The sequence below is a fragment of the Thermoproteota archaeon genome (assembly GCA_003352285.1).
GTDB lineage: Archaea > Thermoproteota > Nitrososphaeria > Nitrososphaerales > Nitrosopumilaceae > PXYB01.
In genome coordinates, this window is sequence record QQVN01000005.1 from 51123 (window position 1) to 72307 (window position 21185).

The following is a 21185-nucleotide window of genomic DNA, read 5'->3' on the forward strand; positions in this document are numbered from 1 at the left end:
AAAACAAAAAGAATGGATTCTAACCTTCTATTTTGAAGGTGTGAATGTAGAAATCCATGATTGCATGATATTTTTGTTCATATCTGCAAATGTTTTTGCATTATCGTTGAATGTCTTGATGTTTTGTTGTGTTGCATTAATTGCTGCTAATGCTACTTGATTGTTAACTGCTGTACCTTTTAGTAGTTGTTCTGTGGTCTCATCAATTACTTTAAGGGTTGCTTCTGGAATGTTGGAAGTAATTCCTGCTCTTCTAGAAGTCTCTTTCTGTGTGGTAAATGAAGAATTTACTAGATTCTCAACTGCTTGCAAGTATTCTTGTTGTACATTAGAAATTGCTTGATGATATTGTGGTACTGCTTTCTTTATAGAATCAATACATTTGTCAACGTTTTGCTGATATACTGCGAAGATATCTTTTGGACTATTTGTGCTACTCATTGTTTCACCTCCTTATTGGTTGACTTTTTTAAAATTGGAAGGATAACGACCTGAATGAGATCTCCTTCCTTGATTCCGAGTGCATCGCGTTCGGCCTCTGGAATTGAAATTCTACCATTACTTCCCACGGTAGTTTTGTAAGCTCCCCAATTTAGGAAATTTGGGAGATTTTGATTCATTTGGAAAATTTGTTCAAATCCCTTGGATTGCATATTATTCATATTTTGCATCATGTTCTCTTGTGCTTCACTAGTCTTGCTTGCAACTTCCTGTAAGGTTACCAGTGGATCAAATTTGTTCTGGTTTTGTTGCATAAGGTCGCCAAAATTTTTCATAAATTCAGCTTGGGCTTTTCCGCTCTTCTGAATCCATTCTTTGAACATTTCAGCAGGATTGTATTGGTATTGATTACCACTCATAGGTAATAGAAGGTTATATGAGGAATATAAAGGTATTGTTATTCATCAAGAAAACTAACCACCGTTTCTGCAAATAATTCCGGATTATCGACATATGGAGTATGACCTGATTGCTCCATATTGAAAAATCTGCAGTCTTTGATTGCTGAAACAAAGCTGCTCGAGTACTCAAAAGGGATGACAGGATCCTTATCGCCCCAAATTATCAATGTTGGAGATTCTATTTTTTTTAGATGCTCAGTAATGTCGTTTGCATTTTTGAGTCCAAGCAAGGTCGACATAAATGCCATCTTTGCATTTGGAAGCTGCATTCTTTCTATGAAGCCATGGATAATTTTTGGGTCCACTTGTTCATCTCCAGCCATATGCTCAAATGCATTTTTTGCACCTTCCTCAGTCGGATATAATGCAGCCATAACATATGCTTCCAATGCAGGAGTCGATTGAGACATTGCACCAGACGGAGATACAAGAACTAGTTTTTTGACATTATCATACTTTGAAACATATTCAGCACAAATCTGTCCTCCAAGAGATGATCCGATCAGATAGGGTGAAGAAACTGAGATCTCCTTTAGAAAGTGCGAAAGAAAATCTACAAAAAATTCTTGAGTGTAATCAACTAGTGGTTTATCACTTAATCCAAAGCCTATGAGATCAGGAACTATAACACGATAATGTTTTTCAAAAATGGGAATAACATACTCCCATCTTTCAGCTGATGCACCCAATCCATGAATTAGTACTAAAACTTCCTTACCCTCTCCAGATTCAAGGTAACGAATTTTGTTTCCATCAACGGAAACAAATTTCTCCTCCATTAAATGCGTGATGAAAAGCAGGTAGATAAATTCTCTTGTTTAGTAAAATTAGATTCGAAAAACGTTTTTGGGACCAAGGGATATAAACAACTTTATTTGAAATTATGTGATTTATCATGCAAGTTCCAATTTGTGGTTTTGATGCAAAAAATGCAGTTTTATGTCCACAATGTGAGTCAAAGGTAGAATCAGGAGATCTTACTAAAGCAGATGTGGATGCATCAATTATCTTAGCTAGATTGGCAAAGACGCACCCACAGATTGATCAATTTACCTTACATGGATGCAAAGAGATAGATGGAAATTTCATACTGCGACTTAGTAAACAAGATATTCAAAAAATCAGACAAAGTAGAACATTATACGGATTAATTCAGGGAGAGTTTTCAGGAAAAATTTGGCTTGTTGAAGAAGGAGAAAATAACAAGCGATTCATAGAGGACCTCTTCTTTCCAACAAAGGTATTATCGATAAATTCAGTTTGGGCTCCGGGAGGAATTGAGAAGACAAAGGCCGTAATTTCAGGCAAATGGACTCCTAGATTCCCGATTGATGTTGAAAAGGTCTCTCAAATCGTCAAAAATGCTAGAAATCTTGATATCGAAATTGAGTTTGAAGAATCACGGAGAAACTAATTTTGGGATTTGCAAAGACTCACGATATATCAGATGTCAATTCTTCTTTGATTAATTCGGAAGTCAAGCTTGGTGGATGGATAGAGGATTTACGAAAACTTGGCAAGATGACATTTCTCACATTACGAGATGTCTCTGGAATTATCCAAGTGATTGTAAAAGGAGACCTAAATGACAAGCTTGAAGGACTAAACAGACAAAGCGTAGTTTTCATTAAAGGTAAAGTTCAGGATACCAAAGCCAAAGATTTTGATTGTGAGATATTAGCACTGGATATAGATGTTTTAGGAAAAGCAATTCATCCTTTACCAATTGATCCTATTGGCAGACTAGAAAGCAACATCGACAATAGGCTAAACTCTAGAGCATTAGACATGCGAAACCAAAAGACTGCATCAATCTTTAAGCTTCGTCACCATGTTTTAGCAATATTACGAAAGACATTATCAGAAAAACGATTCATAGAGATCACTACACCAAAGATCATTGGGAGTGCAAGCGAAGGTGGTGCAAATCTTTTTTCACTTGAATATTTTGGTAGAACTGCATACCTTGCACAGAGTCCGCAGCTATACAAAGAACAGATGACAATCGGTTTAGAGCGAGTCTTTGAGATTTCAAATTTTTATCGAGCAGAAAAGTCACACACTGGAAGACACCTTAGTGAATTTACAAGTGTAGACATTGAAGCTGCATTTATGGATTATACAGATGTGATGAATGTTTTAGAGTCACTTGTCATGGAGGTTTACAAATTTACATCAGAGAATTGCAAAAAAGAACAAGAAGAGATTGAACATGAGATTAAAGTTCCTAATGAACCATTTGATCGTGTTACATATTCCCAAGTAGTTGATGAGTTAAAATCACTTGATCAAAAGATAGAGTTTGGAGATGACCTTCTTGATTCTCACTTAAGACTAGTTGGTGAAAAGCATCCAGGATTTTATTTTCTAACAGACTGGCCATTGAAGCTAAAACCATTTTACATTAGAGAAAAAGATGAAGATGCAACATTGTCTCGCTCCTTTGATTTACAATATGGATACTTGGAGTTATCATCTGGAGGAACGAGACTGCATGATCCTGCAATACTCAAGGCACGACTAGCAGAGCAGGGATTAGACCCTGCCTTGTTTAAAGACCACTTGCAGGCATTTGATTGGGGAATGCCTCCTCATTCTGGATGGGGGTTAGGTCTTGATAGATTAATGACTACTCTTATAGGAATTGACAATGTAAGAGAAGTTGTACTGTATCCTAGAGACCCAGACAGATTAAGACCCTAAAAAGATAAATTCGAAAAAGCCACATTTTGTATTATTGCAACAATGCAGTTTTTGTGGGTCTGTATTTGGAGATAGGAAATGCTACTTTTGTGATGCAAGATGTTGTACATCATGTATGACAGATGACAGAACACGGTGCAAACAGTGCTACATCAAAAAACGTAGACTAGGAGTAAAGAAGCTGTTAAAGAAAAACAAAATCGTTCTCGGATTCATCGGATTTTTGTGGTTTTATGCTGTGTATCCAGGCCCATTTCTACCAGGATTAGACCCAAACTTTTACTATCTGACATTGATTGCTGCAGTTTTAATCATGATACCAGTTGGACTAGCTTTGTTTTTTTGGTCGCTGCATCCACCATCATCAGATCTTAAAAAAGAAAAGGACTAGACCAATCTTGAGACGATCTCTTTTGTAAATTCTGTAGTCGTCTTGTCTCCGCCAATATCCTTTGTTTTTATTCCATCCTTTACTACATCATAGACTGTCTTTTCCAGAGTCTCACCAACTTGTCTGCATTTTTCATCATTGTATTTTTGCGACAACCAATCAAGCATCATCTTCATCGATAAGATAAACGAAGAAGGATTTGCAATGTTCTTTCCAGCAATATCAAATGCTGCGCCATGTACTGGCTCAAAGAGTGCAAAGTCATCACCAATATTTGCAGCAGGTGCCATCCCTAAACCGCCTACAACTTGGGATGACTCATCAGATAAGATATCACCAAAAAGATTTGTGGTAACTATGACATCAAATAATTCTGGTTGTCGAATCAAATTCATGGCACATGCATCAACATACATCTGCTCAAATGTCACATCAGGATAATCTCTTGCAACTTCTGTGCATGCTTTTGAAAACAAGCCATCAGTTACCCGCATTACATTTGATTTGTGCACGCAGGTTACCTTTTTTTGTAAATTCCTACTCTGTGCAGTCTCAAAGGCATATTTTGCAATCCTCTTTGATGCAGGTTCAGAAATGATACGCATGGCAACAGCAGCATTGTCAATTAAGAATTCTTGGCCAGCGTACAAGTCCTCCGTGTTTTCCCTGACAATTACCATGTCAATATCCTCACGTAATGCAGGCATGTGTGGATATGATTTTGCAGGTCGGATATTTGCATAAAGGTCTAGTGCGCGGCGCAACACAACTATGACATCTGCTGCACTCTCACCAACTGGTGCTTTGAGACACACTTGGGAATTTTTGATTGCAGACATTGTCTCATCAGGCAAGGCCTTGCCAGTATTTTTCAAAGCCTTATCACCTGCCTCTAATTGTTTTATTGCAAATTTCAAATCAAGCTTGTCATGAATTGTGTTGATAATAGAAACTACAGATTCTGATAATTCAGGTCCGATTCCATCTCCAGTAATTAATGAAATGTTGTACATCTTTACCAACTCTTTTAGAATATGTGAGGATTTAAGATTAGTTTCCTATCTGTTTTTCCTTTAGCATTTTTTTGAGCATTAATCTGTTAATTCCAGCAATTACTGCCTGAACACTAGTAGTGACGATATCCTCACCAATTGATTTTGCAGAAACGTGATTTCCTTGTGCATCCTCAACTCGTATAGTTACTTCACATAATGCAGTGGAGCCACCAGAGATTGATGCCAACCCATAATCTTTGATTCTAACTTCTGCAATTTTTCCAGTAACCTTTTGAATTGCGTTTAGTGCAGCATCAACTGGGCCTACACCATAATCAGTTGCCGAGAGCTCTTGTCCATCAATGTTTAGCTTGACAAAAGCATATGGCATCGTTCCGATTCCAGTAGAAACAGAAAATCCAGTCAACTGGACAATTCTCTTTACGCCTTGTTCTTTTAGAATATCACTAGCAATCGATAACAACTCTACATCAGTTACTTGTTTTCCTTGATCACCTAGGCTCTTTACTTTCTCAAGAATCTCTTTTGCTTGTTCCTGTGTAGGTTTTACTCCATACTCATCTAACATCGCATTCATTCCATGAATTCCAGCATGCTTTCCTACCTGCAACCATCTCTTTCTGCCAACTAGTTCGGGACTGATTGGCTCATACGTTAATGGATTGCTCAAAACACCGTGTGTGTGGATGCCAGATTCGTGACCAAATGCGTTTTCTCCAACTATAGCCTTGTTTGGCTGTACTTGAATTCCAACTATTTTTGAAACAAATCTCGATGTATCATAAAGTAGCTTTGTGTTGATGTTAGTCTCGTATTTTTCCTCGTATGGTAAGCATTGCAATGCCATAACAAACTCTTCTAGTGAAGCATTTCCTGCACGTTCACCAATTCCATTAATTGTTACATGTGCGCATTCAGCTCCTGCATGAATGCCAGCAAGTGCATTTGCAACTGCTAAACCAAAGTCATTGTGACAGTGTACACTGATTGGTAGGTGGGTTGCATCAACTGCATCCTTTGTTATTTGTGAAATGTATTCGGGAGTGGAATAACCAACGGTATCTGGAATATCAATTCTGTCTGCACCTGCCTTTGCAACCTCGCCAAATACTTTTTTGAGAAATTCTCTATCGGTCCTTGTTGCATCTTCTGCAGAAAACTCTACTTGTAATCCACGGGACTTGCCATACTCTACTGCATCTATGGCTTTTTCCAGTGCTTGTTCCCTTGTCATTTTGAGCTTGTACTCCAAGTGAATGTCAGATGTTGCAATAAACGTGTGAATGTAGTTTAGACCAGAGTCTACTGCAGCATCAATGTCCTTTTTGTTTGTCCTTGCTAGTCCACAAATTTCAGATTTGAGATTTGCCTTTGTTATCATCTTGATTGCGTTTTGTTCTCCCTTTGAAATCACTGGAAAGCCTGCCTCAATTGCATCGACTCCTAGCTCATCTAGCTTCTTTGCAATGGATAATTTTTGATCAGGCGATAATGAAATTCCAGGCGTCTGTTCTCCGTCACGTAATGTAGTATCAAATACTCTAACTTTCATGAGAACCTGCCCTCTGTAATGCAGCAATTCCTGTTCTTGCAGTTTCGATAATTCCAAATGGCTTTGCTAATTCCTCAAATGCCCTTATCTGATCAGGAGTAGCAGTAAGCTCAACCATCATTGATTCCTTTTTGACATCATGGATTTTACCACCATATGCGTTTGCCATCTTGTTAATCTCCATGCTATCGCTTGGACTGTTTATCTTAATTTTGAATAGTATCAACTCTCTGTAAACCGTTTTGTGCTCATCTAACTGACGAACCTCTACGGTATCTATCATTTTGTCAAGTTGTTTTACTATTTGTTTAATTTGTTTTTCATCTCCATACGTAGTAATAGTCATTCTTGATATATCAGGATCAGCTGTTACGCCTACAGAAATACTATCGATGTTAAAGTTTCGTGAACGAAACAACTGAGTAACCTTCCACAAGATTCCAGGTTTGTTTTCAACTAGGATTGATAATATTGCCCACATTTTGATCACGAAGGTAAAATCATTTCCTTTAATGAAGTTCCAGGTGCTACAAATGGCAATACATCCTCTTCAGGGTCAATTGGGATATCGATTACCGTTGCAACATCACTCTTGAGACCAGCTTTGATTGCATGCTCTAATTCATCAAGTGACTGAGCACGTATTCCTTGTGCGCCGTATGACTCTGCTAATTTAACATAATCAGGACAGTGTTTTTGATCAACACCAATCATTCTTCTATCATAAAATGTTCTCTGCCACTGTGCAACCATTCCAAGTGTATAGTTATTTACCAAGAATACAATGACGGGTAAATTCTCCAAGACAGACGTTGCAAGTGAGTTCTCAGTCATGTTAAAGCTTCCATCACCTGCGATGTCAACTACAGGAACATCAGGTTTTGCAGCCTTTGCACCGATTGCAGCTGGAAATCCCCAACCCATTGTACCCAATCCAGTAGAGCTAAAGAATGTTCCAGGCTGTATAACATCATAGAATAGCGATGCCCACATTTGGTGTTGTCCTACTTCTGTTGTGACAATTGATTCTTTAGGTAATACATCACGGAGTTTTCTTAGAATTCTTGCAGCACTCATCTCGCCTGGATGTAGCTTCAAGTTTTCTCTCCAGTATTCTTTAACTTCTTTTACATGCTTTAGCCACTCATTGTTTTCATCTTGTTTTAGTGCCTTTTGCATGAGCATCTTTACCATAATTCTTAATGATGCACGGACGTCTCCAACTACTGCAATCTGACTTGTTTGGTTCTTGTCAATCTCTGCAGGATCAACATCCATGTGTATAATCTTCAAATTTTTCTCAAACTCTTCAAATGTTCCAACTGACCTATCAGAGAAACGAGTTCCAATTGCTAAAACACAATCAGCCTCAGTCATTAGCTTGTTTGCTTCTGCATGACCGTGCATGCCAATTGGTCCTAATGATAATGGATGATTCTCAGGAAATGCACCTTTTCCCTTAAACGTTGTAACAACTGGAATCATCAACATCTCTGCAATAGCTTGCAACTCTGCAAATGCAGATGAAATTATAGTACCACCACCTGCCAAAATTATTGGTCTGTCAACTGATAACAACATGTCAATTGCTTTTTCAATCTTTGAGATATCAGGATCAGTCCACGGATGATATCCGCGAATCTTAAACTCTTCAGGAAATGTCATCTTTGCTTCATTTTGTTGAACGTCTTTTGGAATATCTAATAAAACAGGACCAGGTCTTCCAGTCTCTGCAATGTAAAATCCTTTTTTCACGACTTCGGGTATTTCTGATGCATCTCTTGGTTGAAATGCATATTTTACAACAGGGTTTGCCATTCCGATAATATCACTTTCTTGAAATGCATCTCGTCCAATCATCTTGACTGGAACTTGACCAGTGATTGCAACCATTGGTGCAGAGTCTGCTTGTGCAGTTGCGATACCTGTTAAAATGTTTGTTGCGCCAGGGCCTGATGTTGCAAAACAGACTCCAGGTTTTCTACTTACACGGCCAAAGCCGTCTGCCATGTGAGCTGCAGATTGCTCATGTCTTACGAGAATATGCCTAATGTTTGACTTGAATAGCTCATCATACATTGGTAGGTTTGCACCTCCCGGTAACCCAAAGACTTCCTTAACGCCTTCTTTTTCCAATGCTTTCATCAATGCAGCTGCGCCAATCATATTTTCCATATTATATCACCAAACAAAATCTCCATAATTTTAATTGTTAAAATTTGGACTGACTTTACAGTAGTACAACCAGCAGAAAAAGTGCTGTTTTATCAGTCGTTTTATTCATATCAGTCAGAATAAAGCTTCTCTGATAATTAATAAAGATTGCTAGGAGAATTGCAAAAAGACTGACATCCTAAGAAGGTTTAACTTGCTATGGGAAAACGGAAAAACAAATGGCAGACACCTCAGATATCATCAAAGTTATTGAGACATTTTTTGAATCAGGAAAGACAAAGGACCTATCATCGTTAAGTCAGATTCAGTTAGATGATCCAAATTTTTCAAGCTTTAGTGATGTGCCGCCATATGATCTAAAAGACTACAAGACCACAATTGCACTAGAAGAGCTTCGCTTTATCAGCATATCAGATTATTCCTATGAGATAAAAAATCCAAAGATCAGCATTTTTGATAATACCGCAGTGGTTGCATTTGAGCTAAATCAGAAAGGAATGCTAGTAGACAACAAGGCATTCACTGGAGAGCACATCTCAATTAATGGTAGAGCAACATTTGTGCTAGTCAAAAAGCCAACATGGAAGATTGCGCATATTCACCTATCAAAGATAGGCTCTTAGATTATTTTTTAGATTTATTCTTGTTTTGATTTTGTTTTTGAGGTTTGTTTTGTTTTTGCTTGTTTTGATTCTGGTGTGGTTTTGATTTGTTTTGATTTTGCTTGTTCTGGTTTTGCTGTGGGTTTCTTTTTGGTGATTCCTTTACAAATTTTTTGTACATCTCATAAGCCTGGTTTACGTTTGCATTGCCATGAACAATTGCTCTTACGGCTTTAATCATCGGTACAGGATTATCAGATTGCCAGATGTTTCTTCCCATATCGACACCAACTGCGCCTGCTTTGATTGCATTATATGTTAATTTTAGTGCGTCAAGTTCTGGAATCTTTTTTCCGCCAGCAATAATCACTGGAACAGGACAAGAGTCTACAACTTTTTCAAAGTTATCACAATAGTATGTCTTGACAATGTGAGCACCCTGCTCTGCTGCAACTCTGCATGCAAGGGATAGATATCTTGCATCTTTTCCTAATTCTTTTCCAACTGCAGTAACTGCCAATACAGGAATGCCATAGTCTTCTGCTTCATTAACTAGTTTTCCCAAATTTACAATTGTTTGATTTTCATATTTAGAACCAACAAAGACTGACATTGCTAATGCACTTGCGTTTAGTCTGATTGCATCTTTGATGCTAACTGTAATCTGTTCTTGTGATAGGTCTTCACCAATAATGCTTGGACCACCGGAAACTCGTAAAACGATAGGAATTGGATATCTAGAGTCTACTGATGTTCTCTGTACTCCTCGTGTGAGCATTAGTGAGTCACAGTATTTCAAAAGGGGGGCAATCGTCTTTCTTGGATTCTCTAGTCTTTCTGTAGGACCTAAAAAGTATCCATGATCAACTGCTAGCATTAATGCGCGATTATCTTGAGGTTTGATGATTTGTGCTAGCCTGTTTTTTAGTCCCCAGTCCAATTTGCTTCGATTTTAAAAGAAACGAAATACCTTTCTTAAGCCTTTCTCATTTTGTGATAATTATTTTCATTGCGTTTAATCCAGTTTTTGCATGTTCAAATGCCTTTTGAGAATCTGCAATGTTGTACTTGTGAGTGATTAATTGTTTAACATCAACTCGAGAATTTGCAATGAGCCCCAGAGCCTCTTTTGTATCATTATCAGATGCTGCATAACTGGTAAGAAGAGTAATCTCTTTTGAATAGACTGCACTCATATCAAGATTTATCGTATCACCCTTTGATGGAACGCCAAACATCATTACTGTGCCTCCTTTTCTTACAAGATCAATTGCATCAAATAAAGCATTTAGATTTCCAGTGGCAACTATTGCAACATCGACTCCACGTCCGGATGTCTCCCCTAGAATTATTTCTTTTCTGGAATTATCAGTAGAGTGTATAGTTTTTGTTACATTGAATTTTTTTGCAAAGTCTAATCTGTACTCATTGACATCAAGGCAGAATATTTTCTCAAAGCCATATGCGTGTGAGAGCATAACATGCATCATTCCTGTTGGCCCAACACCAAAAATTGCAACAGAGTCTCCTTTATGATAATCAATCTTTGACCATGCCCGGGTACAGCATGCAAGAGGCTCTATCATTGATGCCTCTTCAAAGCTCATAGAATCTGGAAGTTTTAGTACACCGCCATGCGTTACGTTCCACTCTGGTACAATGTACTGCTCTGATAACCCACATGGGGAGAGATTTGTCTCATAGTATTTTTTGCACATTGTTTCATTTCCATGTGTGCAATAATGACATGAATAACAAGGAACATGATGATGAGTAAATACACGATCACCTTTTTTAAAATCAGTCACATTGGCGCCAACTTCTAAGACCGTGCCAGCTGGCTCGTGTCCTAATTTCATTGATGGTTGACCATATTGACCAAACACTTTTTCAACATCAGAGCCACAAATCCCACAACATTGCATTTGCACTAGAATATCACCAGGACCTAATGTCGGCAATGAGGTATCCTTGATTGAAACAACTGATGGTTTTTCAACAAAGGCAGTCTTCATAAAAAAATGACGGCTGATGAGTATAAGTACATTAATGAAAATGCAAAAAATGTTTATTTTTTCGTAACAATTTGGCCAATGTGAACATGAATTTATTCATATTCTATTTTTTTGCAGCATAATCAGATGGCACGCTGGGATAACTATGAGCCTGACTGGGTAGAGTCTGAAGAAGAATCTAAACTATTAGAAAAATTCAATCAGTATGTGGATTTACAAAGGGAGCAGACAAAAAAGGAAAAAGAATCAGCAGACAAGACACCAAAGTTTCTAAAAAATCAAAATATGATAATTGGAATTATTGAAGGAGTTATTCTATCAGGATTAGCAGTTGCTTTTGCAATTATGGTTACTAGTTAGACACCCAAAATCTTTTTGAGCATTACACGATAGTCAACTTCGGTCTTTTTGCTTCCAACAGATGGCAATGCAAATACCAATGTTGATGATTCTGCACGAAGAGCTGTGAGTTGATCATTTATTGGCTCAGATATATCATCGCTGACAAGAATTAATCCAACATCAGAGTCGCCAGATAATTTTTTGATTTCATCCAGTGCTCCCTCTGGAGTTTCTGAAATAACTCCCGGAACTCCAGCTAATTGAAAGCTTGTGACAAATGATCTGCTGCCAACAGTTACTATCTTCACAGATCAAAAGATGAATCATACCAATTTAACCCTTTTTGGAATGGATCGCAGATTAGCAAGATTGATTAGTCAAGTTTTGAGAAAACTATCATGTCAGTAGATACGCAAAAGCAAGTTTACTTGTTTACTCATGGAAGAATGGACTTGCAAGAAAAATCCGTCAATGCTCTAGTTGCAAAGGGTTTTTCAAAAGACAAGATAGTCATGGCATCTCCAAACAAAGTTGGAAATGTTGGTGACTATATGGCAATGCTGTGGATGCCTCCAAATCCTGATCATATCAAAATCCAGGTGATTACCAAAGTTGAAGAGGTAAAACCAGAAGGAATGATTGGTTTGTGGAAAGGAGTATCAAAGGATGACTTGTTTACAGTTCCACTGTAGAGTTAGCTGAATCCTGCACCAAAATTGTCACCCTTTTGTAGGGGATCAAAGTCTTCATTACTTTTTAGTTTCAGATACAAGAGTGCTTCATAGACTAGTTGTAATGCTGTTTCATCATTTAGCTTAAAACTGGCCTTTGCATAGTTGTGATACTTTTCAAGCTTTTTAGGATCCTGCTCATCTGGTGATAGATTGTCCTGAGTCATCATAGCTGAAATCTTTTCAATTTGGGAATCATAACCAGAATCAGACAATAATTATCAAAAGTATCCAATGCTTTTAAGTTGTATCTAGATTTTTGAGACTATTTTTTTGACAGTGTTAACGATTGAGACTTTTTTTGTAATGCTAAGCTCTGGCTCTACGGTTACAAAGACAGTGTACTTTGGAGTATACACAACTAGCTGTGTTACCTTTTCTCGTTCAACGTGAACGTATCTAACCTTTCCTAGAGTTTTATCAAATCCTTTTCTCATCTTTCTGCGTTCTGCTACTTGTTTGCAAAAGTGTTCTTCTTCTCTTTGAGATTCAAGTGAGGTCTTGCCCTCTTTCATTATTCCCTCCACAATGTTTCCCTTGAGGTCAATCATTGCAACAAAACGTACCTTGGAATCAATCTTGATAATTTTTTCTGCGATTCCCATCAGGTTTTTTCCAGCCAAGTGATCATGGGCTTTACTGGCGCAAATATAATGTTTAGTGCACTATAGATCGGCAAATATTCCAGAAATAAATGATGAAAACTCTTCGTCTGAGAAAATTATCTTTTCAAATTTATTTTCCTTTTGTGCAATTCTGATTGCCTTTAGATGATAGCACTCTTTTTTGTCATTTAATTGACCAAAGTAAAATCCAGGACAGGAACAATAATCCATCTCAGGATAAATCCAATGTTCCTTTCCTTGACCCACTATAGTCCAGACTTTTCTCTGACTGGGCTCAAATAGGTGTAGTTTGATTCTGTTTTCTTCAAGGGAGCTCTGAATCTTTTCTTGAGTCACAAGGGTTTAATTGAAAATCTAGGGTATATTTTTGGTGGTTACTACAAGGATTGTGCCTCAAAAACCAGCCCTGATTCTAGAGGGAGAAAAAAAGAACCTCATAGTATCTGATTTACACATTGGGTTTGAGTCAAATTTTTCTGCAAATAAAATTTCCTTGGGAAAAAACACATCCACAAAAGAGACAATATCTGAAATTTCAGAATTAATAAAATCAGAAAAACCAGATACAGTAATTTTACTAGGAGATGTTAAATCCAGTATCAAAAACATTTCAAAAAACGAATGGGATGATGTCCCAATGTTCTTTAATGAAATCAAAGAAATGGTAGAAGTAATTCTAGTTCCTGGAAATCATGATGCAAACATTCAGAGACTAGTACCGGAAGGAGTCACAATGATTAGCTCAACAGGATTAGTAATCGATAATGTTTTGTTGACACATGGACATACAATGCCTTCTGAGAACTTTGCACATGTAGATAAGATAATCATGGGTCATGTCCATCCAGTGTTTTTTTCAGAAGAATCAGTGCTAAATGGTCAAAGAGTTTGGGTTTCACTAAAGGCAGAAAAGCAAAACATTTTTCCATCAAGTAATGGAGAGATTGAAATTACAATCATTCCATCATTTAACAGATACTTTTATGCAACACATAGAAACAAGTTCAAAAAATCTATCTCGCCAATTATTCAAAAGATCAAAGAGGTTTCAGCTGCAAGAATTGTAACACTTGATGGAACAATAATTGGCGATGAATCAAATATCAAAGAAGTAATCTAGGAAGTTATTTTGTTGCGTGCTTGATTGCTTTTTGTGCATGCTCCCATGCTTTCTTGAAATGATCAATTGCTTTGTCAGGTTTGCCATCATCTAACTCTTCTTGTGCTTTATCCATCTCGTCGTTTGCTTTTTCTAGTTCTTTATCGACCTTTTTGTCACCTGCAAATGAGGTTGCTGCATTAATTGCATCCTGTGCTAGTTGTCTGTCAACATCAACTAGTGCAGATATGATACCAGATACGTCAGTTGTTGGGTCATCTTTTTGTATCTTTAACAAGTCTTTTACTGCGGATTTTTCTTCATCAAAGACTTTGTGGCCGTGTTTTTCATCTAGGGTGGTTTCAGATGCCCAGAACTTTTCATCTAGGCTCTTTTGAATATCTTTTATTGCTTTTTCAAGGTCTTTGTGAGTTTTTTTGTCTGCATCAAGTGTTAGTTGTTCCAAGGATGTGATTTGAGCTTCTTTTTGTCCTTTGTATGATAATTCTACAATTACATCAAAGAATGAATCAGAAGTGTTTCCTGATGAATCAGTTGCTGAACAGGTTACAGTGGTGGTTCCAATTGGGAATATTGAACCTGAGGAAACATCACAGATGGGAGTAATGTCTCCATCAACTAGGTCACTTGCAGATACATCAAAGATTACTATAGTACCGCTTTGGTCACCAGTACTGGTGGAAATATTATCAGGAATGATTAGTTCAGGTGCAGTGGTATCTACTACGACAATATCAAAGAATGAATCAGACGTATTTCCTGCATCATCGGTTGCAGAGCAAGTGACAGTTGTTGGTCCAAGTGGGAATGTATCACCAGAAGTTGCACTACAAGTTGGAGTCACATCTCCATCTACAATATCACTTGCAGATACATCAAAGAAGACACGAGTGTTTGGTCCTTCTGCTTCTAGTTCAATGTCATCAGGAAGATCAAGTGTAGGTGGAGTCGTATCTTCAACTGTGATTGTAAAAGAATCTTCTGCAATGTTTCCTGAAGAATCAGTAACGGAGCAAGTAACGGTAGTTGTTGCAATTGGGAACAAATCACCAGAAGTTGCATCACATGTTGGGGTTAGTGGGCCATCAATTGCATGATCACCAGTAACTACAAAACCTACATTTGCACCATCAGAACTAGTTGCTTCTTCGGTAATGTCAGAGGGGACTGTTATGGTTGGAAATGGATCAATTACTGTGATTAGTGCTTGTGGCAAATCTGCACTCATCGGAGCATTATCAGGATCATCAAAGGTTATTGTGGATTCTGTCAAGTCATTTACTGGCAAGTCAACACCGGCTAAGGTAGACTTGGCATCAAAGGATACGGAAAATGTTTCATCGACTGATAATTTCTCATCTCCATTGCCAACATGTTGTGCAATATTGTTCCATACCATTTGGGTTTGGCCTTCACCCAAAGTGGTAATTGAATCTGGAAGTATTGAAAAGTTATTCTCATCGATGATGTAACTATTAGTGGTTTCAATTAGATTAATGTTTGAAGGAGTATTTGTTGCAAGAATTTTTGCATTGATATCGCTTATGATTGTACTCAATGAGTTAAAATCTTCAACTGCGATTATGTCAGATGCAGGATCATCTACTAAACATTCTAAAATATTTGGATTCCAACTATTCCCAACTCCTATGATTATTATTTTGACGTTTAAATCTGTCAAACCATCTCGAGTTGCTTGTGCACGGTCTCGTTGAACAGCACTCCCTCCTTGCACTAGGCAAGGATTATTGTTGTTATTTGAAACTGGGACGCCATCTGTGATCAAAAATAATAATCTTGGAGGCTCACTTGTTGTAAAAGGAGCATTTTGATACATATCTATGGCTTCGTTTAGAGCAAGTCTTGTAGAAGTAAATCCAGTTAGAAATGGCAGAGTTTGAAGATGCGATATTATTTCAGATCTATCTTGGGACATATTCAAATCCCATTCGACATAAACATTAGTACTAAAGGTAATAATTCCCAGTAAATCACTTTCATCTGGAAATCCATTTTGAATAACATCAACCACAAAGTCTTTTTCCAAATCCCATCCAGTTGCCTCTACACTTGTAGAAGAATCCATTACAAAGATAGTATGCAAGTCTTTATCAATAGAGAATCCGGAAACATCAATTGTGATCTCAGTTATTTCTTGTCCGCCAGAGCCTTCCAAATAAATGGTGTTTGGATTGGCGTCTTTAGTTACTGAAAGTGATCCAGTACTTGGAAGTGAGATAACACACATGTTGTTTTCCCATGCACAGTATCCTGATGAACTACAGCTTGGTTCATCAGTAAAATCAGAGCATGCTGCAGCAAATACATCTTGATGGAATGTAAAACCAATTAAAACAAAGCTAAGAAAAACTCCTAGGAGTAAATTTTTTCCAACATTCAACAATTGTTCCAAAAACTTATTTCATTTAAGTGATCAGAATTTTGCAATCATTTGTAATATTTTTATAACATAATAAAGCATATGAATTTTCATTTTTAAAATCTAAGATTTTCCTTAGTTTTTGCTTAGTTTTTTTGTGTCAAAAAAATCAAAATTTTATTTTATTGGGTCATAGGGCTCGATAGGATCCCTTGTTGTCTTGTTTTTTTGCAGCCAGTCAAGTGTTTTTACAAAGGATTCAGCAAATTCCGGTGTTGTCAGTACAGGAACGCCAAGCTCTAGTGCCTTGCGTCGAATCAGATACTCATCATCTAGCATGTCAACATATTTTTCAAGAGTTGATGTACTTGGAATATTTATGATAAAGTTGATTTTTCTATCATAGAGCAAGTCTGCAATGTTTGGCTTGCGCTCTGGTTCGCTAATCTTGTGAACTACCTGAATGTTGCCAACCTTTTCTTCAAAGAATTCAGCAGTGTGCTCTGTTGCCAAAATCTCAAAGCCGAGTTTTTTGAGTAATGCTATAGTTGGAAGTAACAACTCCTTGTTCTCAGACCCCCCTATAGTCACCAAAGCCGTACCGGATTTTGGCAGATTATACCCTACAGAGGTAAAGGCCTTTGATAATGCATCATAAAAGCTGGTACCAAAGCATGCTGCCTCACCAGTTGATTGCATCTCAACACCTAGCACAATGTCAGCTCCTGATAACTGCATGAATGAAAACTGCGGTACCTTGATTCCATAATTGTGAATCTTTTTCCACTGATCATGAGGTATTGCGGGAAGCTGTTTTCCCAAGATTGCCTGAGATGCAAGATTAATCAAATTTGTTTTTACAAGCTTTGATACAAACGGCATTGAGCGTGATGCCCTAATGTTTAGCTCTATAACATACACCTGTCCTTCATGAATCAAAAACTGCAGATTAAATGGTCCCTTGATGTTAAACTCTAGTGCGATATTGTTTGTATAAGTTGTAATTGTTTCAATTACTTTGTTGTTTAGTCTCCATGGCGGAATGCACATCATTGCATCACCAGAGTGAACACCTGCATTGTCGATATGCTCAACGATTGCACCAATGATTACATTTTTTCCATCAGATACTCCATCGACGTCTACCTCAAGTGAATTTAGCATAAACTTTGATATCACTACAGGATGATCAGGCGATACAGTTGTTGCTTCTTGGATGTAATGTTTGAGCTCATCCTGTGACCATACAACCTTCATTGCAGCACCACTTAGCACATATGATGGTCTAACAATTACAGGGTATCCAACTTCTTGTGCAAAACTTTTTGCCTCATTAATGTTTGAGAATGCCTGCCACTTTGGCTGCTTTATGTGCAGCTTGTCTAGTATTGCGCTAAATGTTGAGCGATTCTCTGCCCTATCAACATCTTTTGCACTTGTTCCAAGAATCTTTACATTATTTGCAGCAAGTCCCGGTGTGAGATTGTTTGCAGTTTGTCCTCCAACACATGTGATTACACCTTTTGGAGATTCAAAGTCTGCAATATCAAGAATTCTTTCCTGTGTTAGCTCCTCAAAGTATAATCTGCTTGGAATGTCATAATCAGTCGAAACTGTTTCAGGATTACAGTTTACTACTGTGATGTTTTTTTCTCCATTATCTTTTAGACCCCATACCATGTTCACTGTACCCCAATCAAACTCTACACTGCTTCCAATTCTGTAGGGACCGGCACCCAGAACCATCGTTCCACGCTCAGAATCATCAATTTTGATGTCGTCGGTGTTACCGCCATATGTCATGTAAAGATAGTTTGTCTTTGCAGGCCATTCAGCAGCCAAAGTATCAATTTGGTTTACAACAGGAATAATTCCTGCATCTTTTCTTATCTTTCTGATTTCTGCAGGAGTCTTTTCGACTGCACGGGCAATCTGATTATCAGAAAATCCAAGATGTTTTGATTCGCGTAGTAACTTTTCATCAAGGTTCTTTTCTTTGAGTCTCTTTTCTATCTGGACAATGTTGTTAATCTTTTCAATAAACCACGGGTCAATAGCTGAGAGCTTGTAAATTTTTTCAACTGAAATTCCTTTTTTGAGTGCAGCAGCAACATAATACAGAATCAGATCATCTGGCTTTGAGAGATGATTCTCAATGTCTTCCTCATCGTATGTCTTGCCGTTTAGTCTATTCAGTACTAGTCCATCGTTTCCAATATCAAGCATCCTGATTGCCTTTTGTAGTGATTCCTCAAATGTTCTGCCAACTGCCATTACTTCACCAACTGACTTCATTGTAGGACCAAGCTTTCTGTTTACAAGCTCAAACTTTGAAAAGTCCCAACGAGGATGTTTTGTTACAACATAATCAAGTGATGGCTCAAAGCATGCAGTAGTAGATTTTGTAATTTTGTTTACAAGTTCTGGCAATGAATAACCCAATCCAATCTTTGCAGACATGTATGCTAGAGGATAACCAGTTGCTTTGCTTGCAAGTGCAGAAGAACGTGACAATCTTGGATTAATTTCAATTGCAACATATCTATCGGATTCTGGTTCCAGTGCATACTGGATGTTACATTCTCCAACTATCCCAACATGAGATGTTGCTCGCAATGCAGCAGAACGCAGCATATGATATTCATGATTATCAATTGTTTGTGATGGTGCAATGACAATGTTATCGCCAGTGTGAACTTTCATTGCAAGAACATTTTCCATGTTACACACAATTACGCTGTTCTTTTCAAAATCACGCATCACTTCATACTCGATTTGTTTCCAGTGTCCAATGTATTCCTCGATTAACACCTGACCTACTAGACTAGCATTGATTCCCCTATCAACTATTTCGTGCAGCTCAATCTCATTGTAAGCAACACCACCACCTTTTCCACCAAGGGTGTATGCCACTCGTATAATCACAGGATAGCCCAATTCCTCGGCAACCTTTTTTGCATCAGTAAAATTAGTAACAGTCTTGCTTCGCAGCACTGGAACGCCACATTCAGTCATGGAATCTTTGAATAGTTGCCTGTCTTCTGTGCGCTGAATTCCAGGCACCTGAGTTCCCAGTACATTTACACCATACTTTTTGAGAACCCCAGATTCTTCTAGTTTCACACCACAGTTTAGTGCAGTCTGTCCTCCATATGCAAGCATAATTCCATCTGGTCTCTCTGATTCCACAATAGACTCTACATACTCTGGATTAACAGGTAGCAAGTACACCTTGTCTGCAAATCTAGTGTCTGTTTGGATAGTAGCAATGTTTGGATTAATCAGTACACTCTTGATTCCATCTTCGCGAATTGCCTTGAGGCATTGGCTACCGGAGTAGTCGAATTGGCGGTCGTTTTAGCGACTCTCGCCGGCTTCTCCGATTTTAATGGCCCCACTACCAAGAACTAGAATTTTTTTTATCGACTCATTTTTTGGCAGATGTTCCCTCCTCCATTAGGTGCTTCAGCTTTTCAAAAACGAACTTACAATCATAAGGTCCCGGTGATGCTTCCGGATGAAATTGCACTGCAATGCATCTTTTGTCTTTGTGTTTAATTCCCTCAACAGTTTGATCATCGGCATTCTTAAACCACAACTCAAACTCGGAATTGCTTAACGAATCAGGATCAATGCAGTATCCGTGATTCTGACTAGTAACATAAACTTGATTATTCTCTAAATTGATACAGGGTTTGTTTTGTCCTCGGTGTCCGTACTTTAGCTTGTATGTTTGTGCGTTTCCTGCAAGTCCAATTATCTGAGCCCCAAGACAGATTCCCAAAGTTGGAATGTTTTGTTTTATCAATTCCTTTGCAGTGTTAATCGTATCAGGACAACTGATGGGGTCCCCAGGTCCATTGCTAATTACAACACCCTTTGGTTTGTAAGATAGAATTTTATCAATTGATGCATTCCATGGTAACTTTACAACCTTGTATCCAATGTCGCGCACGTTTCGCAGTATTGCATTTTTTGCACCAGTGTCTATTACCACAACACAGTCAGATTCATTGCCATAGGTTTCTTCTTGTTTGGTAGATACTGCATCCATAAATTTCTCTGAATTGTAGGGTGTGACGTTTTTTAGCTGCTCTTTTACTTGAGCATCATCTATTGGCGTATCAGATACTACAAGGGCTGCCATCATGACCCCCTGGCTTCGTAGTTTTGTAGTCAGTGCCCTAGTATCAATTCCAGAAATTCCTGGAATCTTTTCATTGTACATCCACTCATCTAATGTCATTGATAATGTCCAGTGACTGGCAGTAAGAGATAATTCATGAATTACGAGTCCACGGGCCTGAATTTTGCCTGATTCAAAGTACTTTGGAATGCCGGATTCGTCATTTGTTTTAGGGTCAGGAACACCATAGTTTCCAACTAGAGGATAGGTAAGTGTAAGAATTTGCCCGCTGTAAGAGGGATCGGTAAGCGTTTCGGTATACCCGACCATTCCTGTATTGAATACAATCTCGCCAAATGTTGTTGTAGAATAACCAAAGCCCATTCCTTCAAGAACGGTTCCATCATCTAGGATCAGCTTCCCAAACTTGTTGGCGTGTTGTGATTTTTTAGTGGAAATTGTGACCCTCGACAAGTACTTTTGATAGATGATTTAAATTTTGTG

General features: G+C 38.0%; 22 protein-coding genes and 1 pseudogene. 7 read left to right on the forward strand and 16 right to left on the reverse strand.

Translation table 11 applies throughout. The features are described 5' to 3' along the window. Nucleotides 1–27: 27 nt before the first annotated feature. The 3 genes from DWQ18_06450 to DWQ18_06460 are packed head-to-tail and all read right to left on the reverse strand — an operon-like array spanning nt 28 to nt 1681. Nucleotides 28–441, reverse strand: coding sequence for a hypothetical protein (locus DWQ18_06450; protein ID RDJ32833.1), 414 nt, complete (start codon nt 439–441; stop codon nt 28–30). Next, entirely contained in the window at nt 438–860 is a 423-nt protein-coding gene (locus DWQ18_06455) for an AbrB/MazE/SpoVT family DNA-binding domain-containing protein (protein ID RDJ32834.1), read from the reverse strand. Before DWQ18_06455 ends, DWQ18_06450 begins: the two co-directional genes overlap by 4 nt. Nucleotides 861–898: 38 nt before the next feature. Further along, a complete protein-coding gene (locus DWQ18_06460) occupies nt 899–1681 on the reverse strand; it encodes an alpha/beta hydrolase (GenBank protein RDJ32835.1) in 783 nt (260 codons plus the stop codon). Between the two features lie 116 nt (nt 1682–1797). Between DWQ18_06460 and DWQ18_06465 the strand changes: the two genes are divergently transcribed. The 3 genes from DWQ18_06465 to DWQ18_06475 all read left to right on the forward strand — a co-directional run bounded on the left by DWQ18_06465 (nt 1798) and on the right by DWQ18_06475 (nt 3996). Continuing rightward, on the forward strand, nt 1798–2316 hold the full coding sequence (locus tag DWQ18_06465) for a transcription elongation factor NusA (protein ID RDJ32836.1): 519 nt from the start codon (nt 1798–1800) through the stop codon (nt 2314–2316). 2 nt (nt 2317–2318) lie between these two features. Beyond that, the gene (locus DWQ18_06470) at nt 2319–3605 is read left to right on the forward strand and encodes an aspartate--tRNA(Asn) ligase (protein RDJ32837.1); all 1287 of its coding nucleotides are present in this window, start codon (nt 2319–2321) and stop codon (nt 3603–3605) included. 115 nt (nt 3606–3720) lie between these two features. Then, on the forward strand, nt 3721–3996 hold the full coding sequence (locus DWQ18_06475; GenBank protein RDJ32838.1) for a hypothetical protein: 276 nt from the start codon (nt 3721–3723) through the stop codon (nt 3994–3996). Here the strand turns inward: DWQ18_06475 and DWQ18_06480 are convergent. The 4 genes from DWQ18_06480 to ilvB are packed head-to-tail and all read right to left on the reverse strand — an operon-like array spanning nt 3993 to nt 8739. Then, a complete protein-coding gene (locus tag DWQ18_06480) occupies nt 3993–5009 on the reverse strand; it encodes an isocitrate/isopropylmalate dehydrogenase family protein (protein RDJ33413.1) in 1017 nt (338 codons plus the stop codon). The genes DWQ18_06475 and DWQ18_06480 overlap by 4 nt on opposite strands. Before the next feature lie 37 nt (nt 5010–5046). Continuing rightward, nucleotides 5047–6564 carry a 2-isopropylmalate synthase gene (locus DWQ18_06485; GenBank protein ID RDJ32839.1) on the reverse strand — a complete coding sequence of 506 codons (1518 nt, stop codon included), beginning with the start codon at nt 6562–6564 and terminating at the stop codon, nt 5047–5049. After that, nucleotides 6554–7045: an acetolactate synthase small subunit gene (locus DWQ18_06490; GenBank protein ID RDJ33414.1), complete on the reverse strand. Its 492-nt coding sequence runs from the start codon at nt 7043–7045 to the stop codon at nt 6554–6556. Before DWQ18_06490 ends, DWQ18_06485 begins: the two co-directional genes overlap by 11 nt. Nucleotides 7046–7050: 5 nt before the next feature. Continuing rightward, complete coding sequence (gene ilvB, locus DWQ18_06495) at nt 7051–8739, reverse strand: biosynthetic-type acetolactate synthase large subunit (GenBank protein RDJ32840.1); 1689 nt, start codon at nt 8737–8739, stop codon at nt 7051–7053. A gap of 218 nt (nt 8740–8957) precedes the next feature. Between ilvB and DWQ18_06500 the strand changes: the two genes are divergently transcribed. Beyond that, the gene (locus DWQ18_06500) at nt 8958–9362 is read left to right on the forward strand and encodes a hypothetical protein (GenBank protein RDJ32841.1); all 405 of its coding nucleotides are present in this window, start codon (nt 8958–8960) and stop codon (nt 9360–9362) included. A 1-nt stretch (nt 9363) separates the two neighbouring features. Here the strand turns inward: DWQ18_06500 and DWQ18_06505 are convergent, their stop codons facing one another. Then, the gene (locus DWQ18_06505; protein RDJ32842.1) at nt 9364–10281 is read right to left on the reverse strand and encodes a 3-hydroxy-5-phosphonooxypentane-2,4-dione thiolase; all 918 of its coding nucleotides are present in this window, start codon (nt 10279–10281) and stop codon (nt 9364–9366) included. A gap of 46 nt (nt 10282–10327) precedes the next feature. Continuing rightward, a complete protein-coding gene (locus DWQ18_06510; GenBank protein ID RDJ32843.1) occupies nt 10328–11356 on the reverse strand; it encodes an L-iditol 2-dehydrogenase in 1029 nt (342 codons plus the stop codon). Nucleotides 11357–11482: 126 nt separating this feature from the next. On the opposite strand from DWQ18_06510, the gene DWQ18_06515 reads away from it, so the two are divergent. Further along, nucleotides 11483–11716, forward strand: a complete 234-nt coding sequence (locus tag DWQ18_06515) for a hypothetical protein (protein ID RDJ32844.1) — start codon at nt 11483–11485, stop codon at nt 11714–11716. On the opposite strand, the gene DWQ18_06520 is transcribed toward DWQ18_06515, so the two are convergent. Next, nucleotides 11713–12006, reverse strand: a complete 294-nt coding sequence (locus DWQ18_06520; GenBank protein ID RDJ32845.1) for an ATPase — start codon at nt 12004–12006, stop codon at nt 11713–11715. The genes DWQ18_06515 and DWQ18_06520 overlap by 4 nt on opposite strands. Nucleotides 12007–12093: 87 nt before the next feature. On the opposite strand from DWQ18_06520, the gene DWQ18_06525 reads away from it, so the two are divergent. Beyond that, nucleotides 12094–12390 carry a hypothetical protein gene (locus DWQ18_06525; protein RDJ32846.1) on the forward strand — a complete coding sequence of 99 codons (297 nt, stop codon included), beginning with the start codon at nt 12094–12096 and terminating at the stop codon, nt 12388–12390. 2 nt (nt 12391–12392) lie between these two features. Here the strand turns inward: DWQ18_06525 and DWQ18_06530 are convergent, their stop codons facing one another. The 3 genes from DWQ18_06530 to DWQ18_06540 form a co-directional block, all read right to left on the reverse strand. Further along, the gene (locus DWQ18_06530; GenBank protein ID RDJ33415.1) at nt 12393–12599 is read right to left on the reverse strand and encodes a hypothetical protein; all 207 of its coding nucleotides are present in this window, start codon (nt 12597–12599) and stop codon (nt 12393–12395) included. 81 nt (nt 12600–12680) lie between these two features. Beyond that, nucleotides 12681–13052, reverse strand: a complete 372-nt coding sequence (locus tag DWQ18_06535; protein RDJ32847.1) for a hypothetical protein — start codon at nt 13050–13052, stop codon at nt 12681–12683. Nucleotides 13053–13094: 42 nt separating this feature from the next. Further along, complete coding sequence (locus DWQ18_06540) at nt 13095–13391, reverse strand: hypothetical protein (protein RDJ32848.1); 297 nt, start codon at nt 13389–13391, stop codon at nt 13095–13097. 34 nt (nt 13392–13425) lie between these two features. On the opposite strand from DWQ18_06540, the gene DWQ18_06545 reads away from it, so the two are divergent. Further along, nucleotides 13426–14175: a metallophosphoesterase gene (locus DWQ18_06545; GenBank protein RDJ33416.1), complete on the forward strand. Its 750-nt coding sequence runs from the start codon at nt 13426–13428 to the stop codon at nt 14173–14175. A 4-nt stretch (nt 14176–14179) separates the two neighbouring features. Here DWQ18_06545 and DWQ18_06550 read toward each other — a convergent pair whose 3' ends face one another. The 3 genes and pseudogenes from DWQ18_06550 to carA all read right to left on the reverse strand — a co-directional run bounded on the left by DWQ18_06550 (nt 14180) and on the right by carA (nt 21155). Further along, entirely contained in the window at nt 14180–16588 is a 2409-nt protein-coding gene (locus DWQ18_06550; protein ID RDJ32849.1) for a VWA domain-containing protein, read from the reverse strand. A 144-nt stretch (nt 16589–16732) separates the two neighbouring features. Next, a pseudogene (gene carB / locus DWQ18_06555) lies at nt 16733–19996 on the reverse strand (carbamoyl-phosphate synthase (glutamine-hydrolyzing) large subunit). Further along, nucleotides 19983–21155: a carbamoyl-phosphate synthase (glutamine-hydrolyzing) small subunit gene (carA, locus tag DWQ18_06560; protein ID RDJ32850.1), complete on the reverse strand. Its 1173-nt coding sequence runs from the start codon at nt 21153–21155 to the stop codon at nt 19983–19985. Before carA ends, carB begins: the two are co-directional and overlap by 14 nt. Between the last annotated feature and the right edge of the window lie 30 nt (nt 21156–21185).

Excerpts from the sequence above, each read along its gene's own strand:
- DWQ18_06485 (RDJ32839.1), bottom strand. The coding sequence starts at position 6,564 with ATGAAAGTTAGAGTATTTGATACTACATTACGTGACGGAGAACAGACG.
- DWQ18_06490 (RDJ33414.1), bottom strand. The coding sequence starts at position 7,045 with ATGTGGGCAATATTATCAATCCTAGTTGAAAACAAACCTGGAATCTTG.
- DWQ18_06530 (RDJ33415.1), bottom strand. The coding sequence starts at position 12,599 with ATGATGACTCAGGACAATCTATCACCAGATGAGCAGGATCCTAAAAAG.
- DWQ18_06455 (RDJ32834.1), bottom strand. The coding sequence starts at position 860 with ATGAGTGGTAATCAATACCAATACAATCCTGCTGAAATGTTCAAAGAA.
- DWQ18_06450 (RDJ32833.1), bottom strand. The coding sequence starts at position 441 with ATGAGTAGCACAAATAGTCCAAAAGATATCTTCGCAGTATATCAGCAA.
- ilvB (RDJ32840.1), bottom strand. The coding sequence starts at position 8,739 with ATGGAAAATATGATTGGCGCAGCTGCATTGATGAAAGCATTGGAAAAA.
- DWQ18_06460 (RDJ32835.1), bottom strand. The coding sequence starts at position 1,681 with ATGGAGGAGAAATTTGTTTCCGTTGATGGAAACAAAATTCGTTACCTT.
- DWQ18_06480 (RDJ33413.1), bottom strand. The coding sequence starts at position 5,009 with ATGTACAACATTTCATTAATTACTGGAGATGGAATCGGACCTGAATTA.
- DWQ18_06510 (RDJ32843.1), bottom strand. The coding sequence starts at position 11,356 with ATGAAGACTGCCTTTGTTGAAAAACCATCAGTTGTTTCAATCAAGGAT.
- DWQ18_06475 (RDJ32838.1), top strand. The coding sequence starts at position 3,721 with ATGACAGATGACAGAACACGGTGCAAACAGTGCTACATCAAAAAACGT.
- DWQ18_06500 (RDJ32841.1), top strand. The coding sequence starts at position 8,958 with ATGGCAGACACCTCAGATATCATCAAAGTTATTGAGACATTTTTTGAA.
- DWQ18_06515 (RDJ32844.1), top strand. The coding sequence starts at position 11,483 with ATGGCACGCTGGGATAACTATGAGCCTGACTGGGTAGAGTCTGAAGAA.
- DWQ18_06465 (RDJ32836.1), top strand. The coding sequence starts at position 1,798 with ATGCAAGTTCCAATTTGTGGTTTTGATGCAAAAAATGCAGTTTTATGT.